At 75.6% G+C, this 14,922-nt stretch carries 14 protein-coding genes; 12 read left to right on the forward strand and 2 right to left on the reverse strand.

The window, feature by feature from the left end:
- The first annotated feature begins 76 nt into the window (after positions 1-76).
- The 10 genes from ACIQPQ_RS26265 to ACIQPQ_RS26310 all read left to right on the forward strand — a co-directional run bounded on the left by ACIQPQ_RS26265 (position 77) and on the right by ACIQPQ_RS26310 (position 12,117).
- Positions 77-1,093 carry an ABC transporter substrate-binding protein gene (locus tag ACIQPQ_RS26265; RefSeq protein WP_401308044.1) on the forward strand — a complete coding sequence of 339 codons (1,017 nt, stop codon included), beginning with the start codon at positions 77-79 and terminating at the stop codon, positions 1,091-1,093.
- A gap of 96 nt (positions 1,094-1,189) precedes the next feature.
- On the forward strand, positions 1,190-1,960 hold the full coding sequence (locus ACIQPQ_RS26270) for a class I SAM-dependent methyltransferase (RefSeq protein ID WP_401308046.1): 771 nt from the start codon (positions 1,190-1,192) through the stop codon (positions 1,958-1,960).
- Positions 1,957-2,991 (forward strand): FecCD family ABC transporter permease, encoded by a 1,035-nt coding sequence (locus ACIQPQ_RS26275; RefSeq protein WP_401308049.1) that lies wholly within the window; start codon positions 1,957-1,959, stop codon positions 2,989-2,991. Before ACIQPQ_RS26270 ends, ACIQPQ_RS26275 begins: the two co-directional genes overlap by 4 nt.
- A complete protein-coding gene (locus ACIQPQ_RS26280; RefSeq protein WP_401308051.1) occupies positions 2,988-3,818 on the forward strand; it encodes an ABC transporter ATP-binding protein in 831 nt (276 codons plus the stop codon). Before ACIQPQ_RS26275 ends, ACIQPQ_RS26280 begins: the two co-directional genes overlap by 4 nt.
- 101 nt (positions 3,819-3,919) lie before the next feature.
- Positions 3,920-5,038, forward strand: coding sequence for an ArsR/SmtB family transcription factor (locus tag ACIQPQ_RS26285; RefSeq protein WP_401308054.1), 1,119 nt, complete (start codon positions 3,920-3,922; stop codon positions 5,036-5,038).
- Between the two features lie 247 nt (positions 5,039-5,285).
- Positions 5,286-7,052 (forward strand): ABC transporter transmembrane domain-containing protein, encoded by a 1,767-nt coding sequence (locus ACIQPQ_RS26290; protein ID WP_401308057.1) that lies wholly within the window; start codon positions 5,286-5,288, stop codon positions 7,050-7,052.
- Positions 7,049-8,851 (forward strand): ABC transporter ATP-binding protein, encoded by a 1,803-nt coding sequence (locus tag ACIQPQ_RS26295; protein WP_401308060.1) that lies wholly within the window; start codon positions 7,049-7,051, stop codon positions 8,849-8,851. Before ACIQPQ_RS26290 ends, ACIQPQ_RS26295 begins: the two co-directional genes overlap by 4 nt.
- Positions 8,852-9,138: 287 nt before the next feature.
- Positions 9,139-9,855, forward strand: coding sequence for a hypothetical protein (locus tag ACIQPQ_RS26300; RefSeq protein ID WP_401308062.1), 717 nt, complete (start codon positions 9,139-9,141; stop codon positions 9,853-9,855).
- Positions 9,856-10,328: 473 nt separating this feature from the next.
- Positions 10,329-11,624, forward strand: a complete 1,296-nt coding sequence (locus tag ACIQPQ_RS26305; protein WP_401308065.1) for a PP2C family protein-serine/threonine phosphatase — start codon at positions 10,329-10,331, stop codon at positions 11,622-11,624.
- Between the two features lie 127 nt (positions 11,625-11,751).
- Positions 11,752-12,117 (forward strand): STAS domain-containing protein, encoded by a 366-nt coding sequence (locus ACIQPQ_RS26310; protein WP_401308068.1) that lies wholly within the window; start codon positions 11,752-11,754, stop codon positions 12,115-12,117.
- A gap of 57 nt (positions 12,118-12,174) precedes the next feature.
- Here ACIQPQ_RS26310 and ACIQPQ_RS26315 read toward each other — a convergent pair whose 3' ends face one another.
- Positions 12,175-13,032, reverse strand: coding sequence for a SigB/SigF/SigG family RNA polymerase sigma factor (locus tag ACIQPQ_RS26315; protein WP_401308071.1), 858 nt, complete (start codon positions 13,030-13,032; stop codon positions 12,175-12,177).
- A 255-nt stretch (positions 13,033-13,287) separates the two neighbouring features.
- Between ACIQPQ_RS26315 and ACIQPQ_RS26320 the strand changes: the two genes are divergently transcribed.
- Positions 13,288-13,467, forward strand: a complete 180-nt coding sequence (locus ACIQPQ_RS26320) for a hypothetical protein (RefSeq protein WP_401308073.1) — start codon at positions 13,288-13,290, stop codon at positions 13,465-13,467.
- 299 nt (positions 13,468-13,766) lie between these two features.
- On the opposite strand, the gene ACIQPQ_RS26325 is transcribed toward ACIQPQ_RS26320, so the two are convergent.
- Entirely contained in the window at positions 13,767-14,456 is a 690-nt protein-coding gene (locus tag ACIQPQ_RS26325; RefSeq protein WP_401308076.1) for a GAF and ANTAR domain-containing protein, read from the reverse strand.
- 199 nt (positions 14,457-14,655) lie between these two features.
- Between ACIQPQ_RS26325 and ACIQPQ_RS26330 the strand changes: the two genes are divergently transcribed.
- The gene (locus ACIQPQ_RS26330; protein ID WP_383773395.1) at positions 14,656-14,910 is read left to right on the forward strand and encodes a lipopolysaccharide assembly protein LapA domain-containing protein; all 255 of its coding nucleotides are present in this window, start codon (positions 14,656-14,658) and stop codon (positions 14,908-14,910) included.
- Positions 14,911-14,922 lie beyond the last annotated feature (12 nt).

A 14,922-nucleotide genomic window follows, 5' to 3' on the forward strand; every position in this document is an offset into this window, starting at 1 on the left:
CCCTCGCACATACGGCGCCCGCCGACCGCCACCTCCGGCCGGTCGACGGGCGCCGTCACGCATGTATCTTCCTCACATGAAAACCATTTCCATTAGAGCGCTCTTCGGGGCGCTCCTCCTCGTCCCCGGGCTCGCGGCCTGCGGGACGGGTGGCGCGGACGCCCCGCGGAGCGGCGCCGACGGCGCACGGGCGACCGGGGCCGTCGTGACGAGCTGCGGCACGAAGGTCGAGGTCGCCGCGCCGCCCCGGCACGCCGTCGCCCTGGAGCAGAACGCGACGGAGATCATGCTCAGCCTGGGGCTGGCGGACCGGATGGCGGGCACCTCGTACCAGACCGACCCCGTCCTGCCCTCCCTGGCGTCGGCGTACGCGAAGGTCCCCGTGCTGGCGAAGCAGTACCCGAGCCACGAGGCCACCCTCGCCGTCGAGCCCGACTTCCTCTACTCCACCCTCGCCTCCGCGTACGCCGACGAGGCCGCGGGTCCCCGCGCGGGCTGGAAGAAGCTCGGCGTACCGGCCTACCTCTCCGCGCACGACTGCGAGGACCCGGGCAAGACCCCCGACGAGGTGCGCTTCGACGCCGTCTTCGACGAGATCGAGGACATCGCGGCCGTCTTCGGCGTCCAGGAGCGCGGCGAGAAGGTCGTCCAGGGGCTGCGGACCCGGCTGGACCGGGCCGTGGCGAAGACGCCGAAGGACCTCGCCGCCGGTACGGACGTCATGTGGTACTACTCCGGCACCTCCACGCCCTACATCGCAGGTCACGGCGGCCTGCCCTCCACGGTGAGCGCGCTGACCGGGGTCGACAACGCGTTCGACGACATCGACCAGAAGTGGCCCGAGGGCAACTGGGAGGAGATCGCCAAGCGCGACCCGGACGTCATCGTCCTGGCCGACCTCACCCGCGGCGGGGACGGCGACAGCGCCGAGGCGAAGAAGAAGTTCCTGCGCGCCAACCCCGTCACCTCGAAGCTCGCCGCGGTGCGCGCCGACCGCTTCGTCGTGGTGCCCGGCTCCGCCATGGACCCCTCCGTACGCGCCGTCGGCCTCGTGGAGGACTTCAGCGCGGGCCTGGCCCGCGTCTACGGCTGATCCACGGAGCCAGGTCCTCGGCCGATCCCTGGGACCGGCCCCCCTGCCTGGTCCACGGACCCTTCTCACCCGTCTCCGCTCCCCGAAGGACCCTCCATGCCCGACACATCGACCACCGCGCTGCCTCCGCAGGCCCTTCTCGACCGCTGGGACGCGCAGCAGTCCGCCTACATCGCCCACCGGGAGTCGCGGTTCGAGGTGATGCTGGACGTGCTCCGTCTGCACCTGCCCGAGCGGTTCCACGCGCTCGACCTGGCCTGCGGGCCGGGCTCCCTGGCCGCCCGCGTGCTGCGCGCCTTCCCCGGGGCGCGGGTCACGGCCGTCGACCACGACCCCCTCCTGCTGCGCATAGCCGACGGCGTGCTCGGCGCGTACGGAGAGCGGGCCGCCGTACGCGACACCGACCTGGTGCGCGCCGACTGGGCGGCGCCGCTGGCCGGGGAGCGGATCGACGCGGTCGTCTCCTCGACGGCGCTGCACTGGCTCTCCCCCGCCCAACTCCTCGCCGTCTACACGGAACTCGCCGCACTCCTGCCGCCCGGGGCGGTGTTCCTCAACGCCGACCACCTGCGGTTCGCGCCGGCCGAGGAGACGCTGACGGCGCTGTCGGAGCGGCACGACGCCGAGGTGCAGCGGACGGCGTTCGCCGCCGGGGCGGACACCTGGGACGAGTGGTTCGCGCTCGCGGCGGCCCAGCCCGGCATGGCGCCCCTCGCGGACGAGCGGGAGCGCCGATTCGCCGACCGGCCCCCGCAGCCGCTCGCCCCGCTGCACTTCCACCTGTCGGCGCTGCGCACCGCGGGGTTCAGCGAGGTCGGGACGGTGTGGCAGTACCTCGACGACTACGTGGTCCTCGCCCGGCGATGACCCCGACCGCTCTCCGAACGGCAGGGTCCGCCCGCGGCACACTCGTCCTGGCGTGCTGCGGCGTGCTGCTCCCGCTGTCGGTGCTGCTCGCCGTCGGTACGGGCAGTGCCGACATCCCGCCGCTGGAGGTGGCCCGGACGCTGGGCGCCCATCTCGGGCTGCCGTGGGCGCCGCTGCCGCCGCTGCGCGACAGCATCGTGTGGGACCTGCGGCTGCCGCGCGTCCTGCTGGCCGCCCTGGTGGGAGCGGGCCTGGCGGTGTGCGGGACGGTGCTCCAGGCCCTGACCCGCAACCCCCTCGCCGACCCCTACCTGCTCGGTGTCTCCGCCGGGGCGTCCACCGGGGCGGTGTCGGTGCTGGTGCTCGGCCTGGGGACGCTCGGGCTGCCCGCCGGGGCGTTCGCGGGCGCGATGGCGGCCTTCGGCTGCGTCCTGCTCCTGCTGGGCCGCACCCCGGGCACCGCGACGCGGGTCGTGCTGTCCGGTGTGGTCGCCTCCCAGTTGTTCAGCGCGCTGACCAGCCTCGTCGTCGTGTACTCGGGCGACGCCGAGCGCACCCGGGCGGTGACCTTCTGGCTGCTCGGCTCCCTCGCGGCGGCCGACTGGACCTCGGTGGGGATCTGCGCGGCGACCGTGGCGGCCGGTCTGCCGCTCTGCCTGCTGTACGCCACGCATCTCGACGCGCTGGCCTTCGGCCGGGAGACCGCCGCGACGCTGGGCTTCTCCCCGCGCCGCGTCGAGACGACCCTGTTCGCCGTGACCGCCGTCGTCACCGGCGCCCTCGTCGCGGCGAGCGGCGCCATCGGCTTCGTGGGCCTGCTGGTCCCGCACGCCGCGCGCATCCTCACGCGGGCCTCGCACCGTCTGCTGCTGCCGTGCGCGGCCGCCCTCGGGGCGCTCTTCCTCGTGTGGGCGGACACGGCCGCCCGGACCCTGTTCGGGCCGCGTGACCTGCCGGTCGGTGTCCTCACCGCGCTGCTCGGCGTACCGGCGTTCGCGCTGCTGCTGCGCCGCCGGACCGGTGCGCCGTGACCGGGCCGGGCGCCGCCCACGCGGCGAGCGGACTGTGCTGGACGGCGGGGGGCCGGGTGGTCGTCGACGGTGTCTCCTTCACCGTGCCGCCGGGCTCGTTCACCGGTCTCGTCGGGCCGAACGGCTCCGGCAAGTCCACCGTGCTGCGCCTCCTCGCCGGACTGCGCCGGCCCGCGTCGGGGAGCGCGCTGCTGGACGGGCGGACGATCAGCGCGACGAAGCGGCGCGAGGTCGCGCGGCGGCTGGCGTTCGTCGCCCAGGAGACGTCCGCCGACGTCGAGGCGAGCGTGCGCGACGTCGTCCTCCTCGGCCGCGCCCCGCACCGGGGCCGCTCCGCCACGACCGGCGAGGACGCCCGCGCGGTGCAGCGGGCCATGGCGGCGATGGACGTGTCGGCGCTCGCCGACCGCTCCTGGAGCAGCCTCTCCGGCGGTGAGCGGCAGCGCGTGAACATCGCGCGGGCGCTCGCCCAGGACACCGCCTCGCTGCTGCTCGACGAACCGACGAACCACCTCGACATCAGCCATCGCCTCGACCTGATGGAGCTGCTGGCGGGGTCGGCGGTCACGGTCGTCGCCGCGCTCCACGAGCTGGACCTGGCGGCCCGCTACTGCGACCACCTCGTGCTGCTGGACGCGGGCCGGGTGGCGGCCTCGGGGCCGCCCGCCGAGGTGCTCACGCCGGAGCTGCTGCGGCGGGTCTACCGGGTCCGCGCCACCGTGCGCGACGGCCCGGACGGCAGGCCCGACCTCCGCCTGGAGCCCCTGCGCGGGCGGGGAGCCGCCGGGGCGGCCTCGGGAAGGGGGACGGAGCCGACCGGCGTGTGACACCGCGCGGGATACTGGCGGTGCCGGGTCGCCGTGCCCCGCCCCGGCACCGCCACGGGGCGGCGCGACGCCCCGGGACCTGCATGGGAGCGGGAGACCCGATGATCCGTATCCATCTGGACGAGGTCACCCTGTCGCGCACCCGGATGGCCGTCAGCCCGGCCGCCGAGGTGATCGCGGCGGTGGAGATCCTGCACCGCGGCGCCGGGCGCGCCCCCTGGCCGTACACGGCCTGGGCCGAGCGGGCGGCGACGGTGCTGGCGTCGGTGCCGGAGACCGCACCGCTGCGCCTCTACCGGCAGCTGTACGGCGTGGGCCACCCCCGGCGCACCCCGGACCTGTTCGAACCGTGCGTGCCGGAGCCCGCCCCCGCTCTCGACGCCGAACTGGCGGTGCTGCGGGCCACCTCGGCGGAGCTGGTGGAGCACCAGTTCACCCGGAACTACCCGGAGGGCGTCCCCGACTTCCTGGTGCCCTACCGGGACGACCGGGAGCGGGCGTTCGGGCGGCTCGCCGACGCCTTCGCCGCGTTCTGGCGGGAGGCGATCGCACCGTACTGGCCGCTGATGCGCACGGTGCTGGAGGAGGAGATCCTGCTGCGGGCGCGCTCGCTGGCCGGGGACGGCCCGGACGCCGTGCTGGCCGGGCTCGGCGGACCCGGCCGGTGGGAGCCGCCGGTGCTGTCGCTGCCCAAGGCCAAGGAGTCGCGGCTGGAGGCGAGCGGGCAGCGGCTGCTGCTGGTGCCGCTGGTGTTCGCCCAGGGCCGGATGGGCTGCTCGACCGACCACCCGGACCTGCTGCGGGTGACGTACCAGGCGCGGGGCGCGGCCGTGCTGGCGGGCGGCGCGGCGGCGGGCCCGGTGCTCGGGGACCGGCTCGTCGCGCTGCTGGGGGCGCGCCGGGCCGCCGTCCTGCGGGCCCTCACGCTCCCGGCGACGACCTCGGCGCTCGCACGGCTGCTGGGGCTCGCGCCGAGCACCGTGTCGGAGCAGCTGACCGCGCTGCGGGCGGCGGGCGTGGTGCACCGGCGGCGGGCCGGGCGACGCGTGTACTACGGGCTGGAACCGGCCGGGGAGGAACTGCTCGGTCTGTTCGGGGCGGCCGCGCAGGGGGTGCTCGGGGACGGGGGCCCGCCTGCCGTGACCGGCGCCTCCGGGGCCGACGGCGGGCTTGCGGCCGGGCTCGATCGCGGGAACGACGAGGGGCCCAGGGAGTCGTGAGCGGGCTCGGAGGGTCGTAAGGGGCCCGGCCGCCGGGTGCCCGGCACGGGTAGGTCGGGGCTGGCGGGTGGGGCGGGCGGGCGAGGCCGACGGACGGGGTGGTCATTCGGGGCGGTCGTTCGGGGTGGTCGTTCGGGTGGTCGGGCACGATTCGCCGTTGCCGAATCCTTGGTGCGGGTCGCGGGCGTCGGCCTAGCGTCGCGTCGTCTCCGGCAGGGGACGTCGACCGCGACGAAAGGCTCCCCGCATGTCAGGCAAGGTCGGACGCGTGCCGCGTCCGCTCCGGCGTCCGCGCGACCGCGCGCCGCGCGCCGTTCTCACCGGGGTGCTGCGGCGGCGCCGTCGCGCACTCGCCGTCGGTTGTGTGGCGTCGACGGTGCACCAGGTGTGCGAAGCGCTCGTGCCGCTGGCGATCGGTCTCACGGTGGAGCGGGCGGTGGCGGGCGGCGGCACGGGCGACGTGGGCGTCGCGGTCGGGCTGATCCTGGTGCTGTTCGCCGTCCTCGCCACCGGCGGCGGAGTCTCGTACTGGGTGCTCACCAGGGCGGTGCAGGAGGAGGCGCACCGGATGCGGGTCGCGGCCGTGGGGCGGGTCCTGGCCGAGCCGGGAGCGGCGGCGGGGCGCACACCGGGTGAGCTGCTGTCGGTGGTGACCTCGGACGCGGCGGCCACCGCGCGGGTGCTGTCGCTGCTGACGCGCGTGCTGTCGTCGGTGGCCGGGCTGGCGGTGACCGCGGTCGTGCTGCTGCGTATCGACGTCGTGCTGGGGCTGTGCGTCGTGCTGGCGGTGCCGCCGCTCGTCGTGGGCATCGACGCGGTGGGTCCCCGGTTGGAGGTCCGGCTGCGGGAGCGGCAGCGGGCGGCGGGGCTCACCGCGGCGCTGGCCGCCGAACTGGTGCGTGCCCTGCGGGTGTTGCGGGGCTTCGGCGGTCAGTCGGAGGCGGCCCGGCGCTACCGGGCGCTCAGCCACGACTCCCTGGGCGCGGACGTCGCCGCCGCGCGGGCCTCCGCGCTCGTGCTGGGCGGGACGCTGGCGGCGACGGCGGCCGTGACGACGGCGGTGGCCGCGCTGGCGGGCGTCATGGCGTTCTCCGGCCGGATCGGGGTTGCCGAGTTCGTGACGGTCGCGGCGACGGCGCCGTTCGTCGCCGATCCGGTCGCCGGGGCGACGGCGGCGGTGCAGCAGTGGGCCGCGGCCCGCGCGAGCGCGTCCCGCATCGGGCCGCTGCTGCACGACGCGCCGCGTCTGCCCCACCAGGCGGGGGCCCCGGCGCCGGACGGCGGGCTGCGGCTGCGCGCGGTGGGCGTGGGCGGTCTCGCGCCGTTCAGCGTGGACCTGGCGCCGGGTGACGCGCTCGGGGTGGTGGCCGTGGACGCGGCGGTGGCGTCGGCCTTCGTCGAAGTGCTGGCAGGGGACCGGCCGCCCCGGACGGGCGCGGTGCACACGGGCACGGGCGCGGTCCACACGGCCACCGGCCCGGTGCGCGCGGCCGGTGCGCCGTCCGCCGAGGCGCACCCCCGGCGGCTCCGCCGCCACGTGCTGGCCGCGCCGCATGCCGTGCACCTGTTCGGCCGCACCCCGCGTGAGATGCTGGACAGCGGGCGGGGCCACGACCCGGAACGGGAGCAACGCGCGCTGGACGTGGCCGGGTTGGGTGACGTGACCGCCGTACGGGGCGGCGCGGTCGCCGAACTCGCGGACGGGGCCGCCGATCTGTCCGGTGGGCAGCGTCAACGGCTCGCGCTGGCGCGGGCCGTGGCGGCCGCCGCGCCCGTCCTGGTCCTGCACGATCCGCTCACCGCGGTGGACGCCGTCACCGAGGACGAGGTCGCCGGACGGCTCTTCGCGACGCGGCGCGCGGAGGGCGGGGTGACGGTGGTCGTGACCTCCTCGCCGCCGCTGCTGGCGCGCTGCGACCGGGTCGTGTTCGTCGGCCGCGACGGCGTCCCCGTCCTCGCCGCGCACCCCGCCCTGCTCGACTCCCCCGACTACGCCGAGGCGGTGCTCCGATGACGACAGCCATGACGGCGACGGCCCTCCCCGTGGCCTCCGGCCGCGCCACGCTCGCCCACCTGGCCCGCACCGCGCGCCGACACCCGCGGGACTGCGCCGCCGCCCTCGGGTGGACGGTGGCGGCCGGGGTGTGCGGGGTGCTGGTGCCGCTGCTGCTGGGCCGTCTCGTGGACGCCGTACGCGACGGCCGGCACGCGGATCTGGCCGGGCTGCTGGTCCTCACCGCGCTCGCCGCGCTCGTGGGGGCGGGGTGCACGGCCGCGGCGCAGCGGGCCACGGTGGTGCTCGGCGCGCGGATCGCGGCCCTGCTCCGCGAGGACGTCGTCGCGCGGGTGCTGGCCCTCGACCCGCGGACGGCGGAGGCGGCCGGGGGCGGCGAGGTGACCTCCCGCGTCACCGAGGACATGGAGAACTTCACCACCGCCGTGCCGCTGCTCGCCGAGGTCGTCACCGCGGGCGGCACGGTCGCCGTGTCGCTCGCCGCGTTCGGCTCCCTCGACTGGCGGCTCGCCCTGGCCTTCCTGACGGTCGTGCCGGTGTACGTCCTCGGCCTGCACGCCCATCTGCCGCGGGCGGCCCGGCGGTACGCCGAGGAGCGGGCCGCGGCGGCGGAGCGCGGGCGGGTGGTGCTGGAGTCCCTGCACGGGGCGCGCACCGTCGACGCGTACGACATGGCCGCGCTCCAGACCGGCCGGGTCGACGCCGCCTCCGGGCGGGCGCTGACGGCGGGGCTGCGCGCGACCTGGCTGTCGCTGTGGCTGGCGAAGTCGATGAACGCGGCCGAGGCCGTCGGCCTGTGCGCGATCCTGCTGACCGGGTCGCTGCTGGTGGACGGCGGGGAGGTGACCGTGGGCGCGGTCGCGGCGGCCGGGCTGCTCTTCCACCGGCTGTTCGACCCGCTGGGCACCCTGCTGACCTCGTTCGACCAGGTCCAGCGGGCCGGTGCGGCCCTCGCCCGGATCGTCGGCGTCGCCGCGCTGCCCGCCCCGGCGCCCGTCCCGGTCCGGCGGCCCTCCGGCCCGGTCGCCGTCGAGGCGCGCGGCCTGCGCTTCTCGTACGGCCCCGGGCACGGTGACGTGCTGCACGGCGTCGACCTCGTCGTGCCGCCCGGCACCTCGCTGGCCGTGGTCGGTGCGAGCGGCGCCGGGAAGACCACCCTCGCGCACCTCGTCGCCGGGCTGCTCGCCCCGTCCCGGGGGCGCGCGGTGTTCACGGACCGGGTCGGCCCGGTGGACGTGCGGGAGGTGGGCGACGAGGACCGTCCGGCCTGGACCGGGGTCATCGCGCAGGAGCCGCACGTCTTCACCGGCACCCTCCGCGACGACCTCACCCTCGCCGCGCCCGGCGCCGACGACGCGGCCGTCCACGCCGCGCTGGACGCGGTGGGCGCCCGCTGGGCGGCGGCCCTGCCCGACGGTCTGGACACCCGGATCGGTGTCGGCGGCCATCCGCTGGACGCCGCGCAGGCGCAGCAACTGGCCCTCGCGCGGATCGCGTTGGCCGATCCGCCGGTCGTCGTCCTCGACGAGGCGACGGCCGAGGCGGGGAGCGCGCACGCCCGCGTCCTGGAGGACGCCGCCCACGCCCTCGTCCGCGGCAGGACGGCGCTCGTCGTCGCCCACCGCCTCTCGCAGGCCCGCCGCTGCGACCGGATCGCCGTCCTCGCCGACGGCCGCGTCGCGGAACTCGGCACGCACACCGGCCTCCTGGCCCTGCGCGGACGGTACGCGGCCCTGTGGTCGGCGTGGACGGAGCACGGCGCCCCGGAGCGGGGGCCCGTCGGAGCGTCCGAAGGGTGACCGCGGCGCGCTGCGCGGTGCCGGGCGGAACGGGGTGGAACGGGGCGGACGTTCCCGCGACACCGACCTCGGCGCAGGGCCGGAACCGGACTCCGCCATGGCCGGTGGGCGGGTGCGGCGAGTGGACGGAACGGGGCTGTCCCGGACGTCACGAGATCGCAACGACCTCGCCACGTGTTCCTCCGGGGCTGGCCGGAAATCGGCCCCGCCCGCCACCATCGTGCGGACACGATCACTCCGCGCCCCGGGGCACCCGCCGGGGGCGGATCGGCAAAGGGGGGCCCGGCATGACACGGACGAGAACGACGGACCGGCACAGACCGCGCGCGCTGCGGACGGCTGTCACGACCGTGTGCGCCGTGGGCGCGCTGGTGCTCGGCCTGACGGCCTGCAACGGTGACGACGGAGCGGCGGCGGGTACGCCGGGCGCGGGCCAGCCCGCGGCGACCGCCTCCGCGAGCGGCGCGGGCGCCTCGCCCTCGGCGGGCAAGGGCACGGATGCGGGCGGCGGACAGGACGGGAACGGCTCCGGCGGGGGCGGGAAGTCCTCGGGGGCTCCGGCGAAGCCCGCCGCGTCGGTGTCCGCGTCGTCGGGTGCTTCGGCCTCCTCCGGCGGGAAGGGCGGCGGGGGCGGTGTCGCCGGGGAGGGCGACGACTGCGACCACAAGATGCCCATCTCCCCCGACGAGTTCGCCGTCTACGGCTACACGCCCGAGGGCGGCCAGCTCGGGCTCATCGTCAAGTACGGCAACTGGGGCTGCCCGACACCGGATTCGGACGGCCCGCCCTTCGAGCCGGTCGGCAAGGAGATCTACCAGCAGCTCGACCAGGCGGCCGACATCACGGTCACCGACCCGATCGTGGCGAGCACCGACAACCAGCCCATCGGCGTCCAGGAGTTCATCGACTGGCTGGACGCCCACCCCGACAGCGGGCTGGTGTTCAAGTACCACCTGGGCGCCGACGGCGTGATCGACCGGCTGGACCAGATCTTCGTCCCGTGAGACGAGCGGAGGCGGGCGGCTCCGAGGGCTTCCCGCCTCCGCCCCGGCTCTTCCTTCCTCTCCGCCCCTCCTTGGGCCCGGTGGAGCCCTCGGGGTTGCGCCCGTCCCGCGACAACCCGCGACGACTGTCGATCTCGCATCTCCGCACCGGCACCTGACGCGCGAAGAAGGGGCGCGGCAGCGTTATGCCTGTGCCGACCAGGGCACTGGGAGGGGGCCGGAACGTGCACAAAATGCCCCACGCGTGATGCGCAGTCCCCGGTCCTGCTCCACCCCGCCGCGGCCTGACCGAGGCCGCGGCGCCACCCCACGCGGGGCGGAGGGGCGGAGGCGCGAAGAGCACGGAGCAGGACGGGCCGCCCGGCGCGGTCACGGCCCCCGTGGCGGCCACGCTCTGCCTCTGGCCGGCTTCGCCTTCTCCCAGGACGTGAACGACGCAGGTGTCCCTGGATGTGCTCGGGGAAAAGGGAGGCATGGACGACTTCGAGGTGGACGAGGTGGTGCAGCGGGCGCTGGACCGGCTGACCCTGCTCGCGGAGGCCACGACGGCCCTGTCCAGCACCCTCGACACACGCAAGGGGCTGGAGCGGGTGTGCCGTACGGTCGTGCCCCAGCTCGCCGACTGGTGCGCGGTGGAACTGCTGGACGACGAGGGCCGGGCCCACCGCGTCCACGCGCGTCACCGCGATCCGGGTCTGCTGCCCGTGGGCGGGCCCACCGGACCGCTGCCGCCGCTGCCCGAGGACTCCCGCAGCCCGCTCGCCCGCGTGCTGCGGGGCGCCGGCCCCCTCCTGCTGACCCACGCGGACATCTCCGGGCCCGGCTGGAGCGACGACCCGTGGCACACCCGGGAAGGGAGCCTGTTCGACCAGTTCGACGCCGGGACCGCCGTCGTCGCCCCGCTGCGCTCGCGGCGGCAGGTTCTCGGCGCGCTGACGATGGCACGCGGCGCCGACCGGCCGCCGCTGACCGACGGGGACCTCGCCCTGGTGGAGGATCTGGCGCACCGGATCGCCCTGGCGATGGACAACGCCCGACTGCACCGGGAGACCCAGCGCATCGCCGAACGCCTCCAGCGCTCCCTGCTGCCCACCCTGCCCGAGACCGGCCCCCTCCAGTTGGCGGCCCGCTACACGCCCGCCGCCGCCAACGCCGAGGTCGGCGGGGACTGGTACGACAGCTTCGTCCTCCCCACCGGCGACACCACGATGATCATCGGTGATGTCACCGGCCACGACCTGCGCGCCGCGGTCACCATGAGCCAGCTGCGCAACATGCTCCGCGGCATCGGCGTCGACCGGACGGAACCTCCGGGCAGGATTCTGCACCGCCTCGACCTGGCGCATCACACCCTCTACCCGTACTCCACGGCCACCTGTGTCTACGCCCTCGTCAGCCAGAGCGAGGACGGCGCGTACGTGCTGAAGTACGCCAGCGCCGGACACGTGCCCCCACTTCTGGTGACCCGTGAAGGAGACACCCACTTCCTCGACGGCGGTCGGGGCATGCTCCTGGGCGTCGTCCCGGACGTGCCGCGCACCCACGCCGACCGGACCCTGCCCCCTCACTCCACCCTCCTGCTCTACACCGACGGGCTCGTCGAACGGCGCGGGGAACCGATCGACGTCGGACTGACCCGGCTGCGCCAGCACGCGGCGGCCCTGTCCCGTGAACCACTCGACGTCTTCTGCGACGAACTCCTCTCAGGTATGGCCACCGACCACGAGGACGACATCGCCGTCCTCGCCGCCCGCCTCCCCGCCACCTGACCCCCGACGGCGGCCGTGACCTGGGACACGCGGGCGACCCGGTAGGCACGCTCCTGTCCGGTGGGGGTACCCGGCGCGCTGACGGAGTCCTTCCCGCCGTCGGCCCCCACACGCAGCGGAGCACCCCATGTCGCTCACCGACCTTCAGCTGTCCACCACTGAACGCTCCGGCGGCCGCGTCGTGGTCGCCGCGGCGGGCGCCCTGGACCTGCACACCGCAGGCGGCCTCTACACGCGGGCCGAGCGGCTGCTCGCCGGGCATCCTCTCGTCGTCGTGGACCTGTCCGGGATCGAATTCTGCGACTCGACCGGCTACAACGCGCTTTTGCGGCTGCGCCGTCGGGCGCTGGAGGCGGACGCGCGGTTCGTCCTGGCGGCGGCCCCGCCCGTGGTGGGGCGTCTCCTGGCCCTGACGGGCGCGGACATGGTGTTCGAGGTCCACGAGACGCTCGCCGCCGCCCTCGCCGCGCATCCGGCCGGCGGCGAAGGCTGAGTCGCTCCGTCGGCAGGCCGGGGGTGCGTCAAGGGCGCGCGGGCCTGCGGGCACGTTTCAGTGGCGGGGGCGCTCGGTCGACGGCGACGGGTCCGGCTCGGCCAGGGCCTCGGCGCGTATGTCGGCGCAACTGCGGCTGATGAGGCGGGAGACGTGCATCTGCGAGAGACCGAGTTCCTCGGCGATACTGCTCTGGGTGCGGTGCTCGAAGAAGCGCATGTACAGGATGGTGCGTTCCCGCTCGGGCAGCCTGCGCAGCCCCTCCCTGGCGGCCTCCCGGTCGACCACGGTCGCGTACGACGGGTCGTCGGCGCCGAGGGTCTCGGCGAGGCTGTGCCTGCCGTCGGCCCGGGTCAGGTCGGCGTCGAGGGAGAGGGTGCTGAAGCTGTCCAGCGCCTCGATGCCCGTCGCGACCTCGCGGACGGTGAGGCCGGTGACAGCGGAGACGGCTTCCGGAGTGGGCTCGGGGCTGCCCGGCCGCTGGGTCAGCTCGCGCCGGGCCACTCGGACCTGGTTGCGCAGGTCCTGCACCCGGCGCGGCACGTGCAGCGCCCAGGTCCGGTCACGGAAATGGCGTTTGACCTCGCCGGTGACGGTGGGCACGGCGTAGCTCTCGAAGGCGCCGCGGGACGGGTCGAAGCGGTCGACGGCCTTGACCAGGCCGAGAGCGGCGACCTGGCGCAGGTCGTCGACGGCTTCGCCGCGGTCGCGGAACCGCCCGGCTATGCGGTGGGCCATGGGCAGCCAGGCGACGACGATCTCGTCGCGCAGACGGTCCCGTTCCGGGCCGGGATCCATGCGGGCCAGACGGTGGAAGAGAGCGACCGTGTCGGGGGCGTCTTCGTGGGTGTGTCGCAGCGCTCCACGCGCGGCGGGCGGCACGCCGGGGCGTACGGCAGTCGGGTCGGTCGGCATGGGAGTCGCTCCTGAGCTGGGACTCCGGGTCACGCGCGGTAGAAACCGCCCGGACCTGGAGGGGGCGTTCAGAGTCGCCGCAGCGGGAGCGTTCACCGACTGTGCGCCGAGGGGACGGACGTCGCCGGCCGCGGGAAACCGCTGGGCCTGCGCCTCCGGTCCGAAGCACCGTTGTTCGAGTGCCCCCTGATGCCACCGGTAAACCCGGCCCGTCCGGTAACGCGTCCTGGGGCGTGGCCTCGCCGTGCGTGCAGCGTGGACACCGCACGGGGCGTTCCGCGGCGGCGACAGCGCAACGGGCCGCGCGAGTCGTCGTTCAGCGGTGCCGACCGGCTGCGCGGTCCGGCCCTCGGCTCGGTCCTCGCGGCCGTGAGCGCGCCGCACGTCGACGTCTTCCGCGCGGTGGGGAGGGTTCCTCACGGCGGGCCGACCTGACGGCGCCGCCCGTACTCCTCGCCTGCACCCTTCACCGCGGGGACCGGAGGCGCGTCCACCCATCCGACCTGATCGTCCGTCACCCGGCGCGCCTGCGCGACGGCCCGGCCCGGCGCGCCCCTCTGTGTGTAGCAGCCCGAGGAGGGGGGGACCCACCCTGACAAGCCGGACCGGCGGCGGTCCTCATGAGGGCCGGTTCGGCCCAGGTTCCCCTGGTCCGAACCGTGTGCCAGGGGGGCCGCCCGGTCCGGGTCGTCCCCAGGTGGACCCCGTCGGCCGGGGCGCCGTGGAGCCGCAGGTCAGGTGAGGCCGCCTTTCTCGCACACCTGCCGGGCGACCTCGCGCAGCTTGATGTTCTTGTCCTGGGAGTACCGTCGAAGGACGTCGAAGGCCTGTGCCTCGGTGAGCTTGTGGCCGCCCATGAGGATGCCCATGGCCTCGCCGATGATGTGCCGGGTGGCGACGGCCTCCTCCATCTGGGCGTGGGAGCGGGCGCTGGCGAGGGCGACCGCCGCGTGGGAGGCGAGCAGCCAGCCCGCGGTCTCACTGGTGTCGTTGAAGGCGCCGGTGCGGCGGGAGTAGAGGTTGAGCGCGCCGAAGTCCTCGTCGTCGGTGAAGAGCAGGAAGCCCATCATGCTGCCGAGCCCGAGGGCGCGGGCCGGGGGTGCGTAGCCGGGCCAGCGCTGTTCCTCGGCGGTGAAGTCGGCCAGCCGGAAGACGCGTTCGCCGCTCTTGGTGCGCGCGGCGTCGAAGCAGGGGCCCTCCTGGAGACGTTCCTGAAGCCGGTCGCTCTCGATGACGACGTGACTGGTGGGGGCCAGGCTCTGCACCCGTCGCCCGCGCAGGATCAGCACGCCCGCGTCGTCACACCCTTCGACCAGTTCGGTCGCGGACGCGGTGATCCGCTCCAGGGTCGCGTCCACCGAGTCCTGGGCCAGCAGGTCGCGGGCCATGCCCGCCATCTGCCGGGCGAACTCCTGCCAGTCCATGCCGCCTCCGCCGTCTCGTGCGCTCCAGCGGTCGCCTACCCGTTTTCCCGCCGGGGTGAGCACCCGGAGCGGTGAACCGTCCGCCCGGGGGACCGCTTCGGCGCCGGTCGCGCGAACGGCCCGCGCACGTCCGCGCACCGTCGCTGTGCCGGGGTGGCTTCGAGTCGCCCGCCGGGTCCACCCGTCCCATACTGACCGCATGGCGCAGAAAACGGCGGGTACGCACGAGCCGTCCACGCTCACGGTCAAGGGGCGGGACGTGCGGCTGCGGACGATCGGCTTCCTCGTGCTGGCGGCGCTGGCCGTCTGGTTCATCGCCGCCAACACCGGCTCGGTCACCATCCGCCTCTGGGTCTCCGACGTCACGCTGCCGCTGTGGACCGTCCTCACGCTGACCCTGCTGGTCGGCCTCGTCCTCGGTCTGCTCATCGCCCGTCGGCGCGCCCGCCGCTGAGCCCGCCGTCCC

Source organism: Streptomyces sp. NPDC091281 (assembly GCF_044757425.1).
GTDB lineage: Bacteria > Actinomycetota > Actinomycetes > Streptomycetales > Streptomycetaceae > Streptomyces.

Coding starts and splice junctions, on each gene's coding strand:
- ACIQPQ_RS26265 (WP_401308044.1), top strand. CDS start 77: ATGAAAACCATTTCCATTAGAGCGCTCTTCGGGGCGCTCCTCCTCGTC.
- ACIQPQ_RS26270 (WP_401308046.1), top strand. CDS start 1,190: ATGCCCGACACATCGACCACCGCGCTGCCTCCGCAGGCCCTTCTCGAC.
- ACIQPQ_RS26275 (WP_401308049.1), top strand. CDS start 1,957: ATGACCCCGACCGCTCTCCGAACGGCAGGGTCCGCCCGCGGCACACTC.
- ACIQPQ_RS26285 (WP_401308054.1), top strand. CDS start 3,920: ATGATCCGTATCCATCTGGACGAGGTCACCCTGTCGCGCACCCGGATG.
- ACIQPQ_RS26290 (WP_401308057.1), top strand. CDS start 5,286: ATGTCAGGCAAGGTCGGACGCGTGCCGCGTCCGCTCCGGCGTCCGCGC.
- ACIQPQ_RS26295 (WP_401308060.1), top strand. CDS start 7,049: ATGACGACAGCCATGACGGCGACGGCCCTCCCCGTGGCCTCCGGCCGC.
- ACIQPQ_RS26300 (WP_401308062.1), top strand. CDS start 9,139: ATGACACGGACGAGAACGACGGACCGGCACAGACCGCGCGCGCTGCGG.
- ACIQPQ_RS26305 (WP_401308065.1), top strand. CDS start 10,329: ATGGACGACTTCGAGGTGGACGAGGTGGTGCAGCGGGCGCTGGACCGG.
- ACIQPQ_RS26310 (WP_401308068.1), top strand. CDS start 11,752: ATGTCGCTCACCGACCTTCAGCTGTCCACCACTGAACGCTCCGGCGGC.
- ACIQPQ_RS26315 (WP_401308071.1), bottom strand. CDS start 13,032: ATGCCGACCGACCCGACTGCCGTACGCCCCGGCGTGCCGCCCGCCGCG.
- ACIQPQ_RS26325 (WP_401308076.1), bottom strand. CDS start 14,456: ATGGACTGGCAGGAGTTCGCCCGGCAGATGGCGGGCATGGCCCGCGAC.
- ACIQPQ_RS26330 (WP_383773395.1), top strand. CDS start 14,656: ATGGCGCAGAAAACGGCGGGTACGCACGAGCCGTCCACGCTCACGGTC.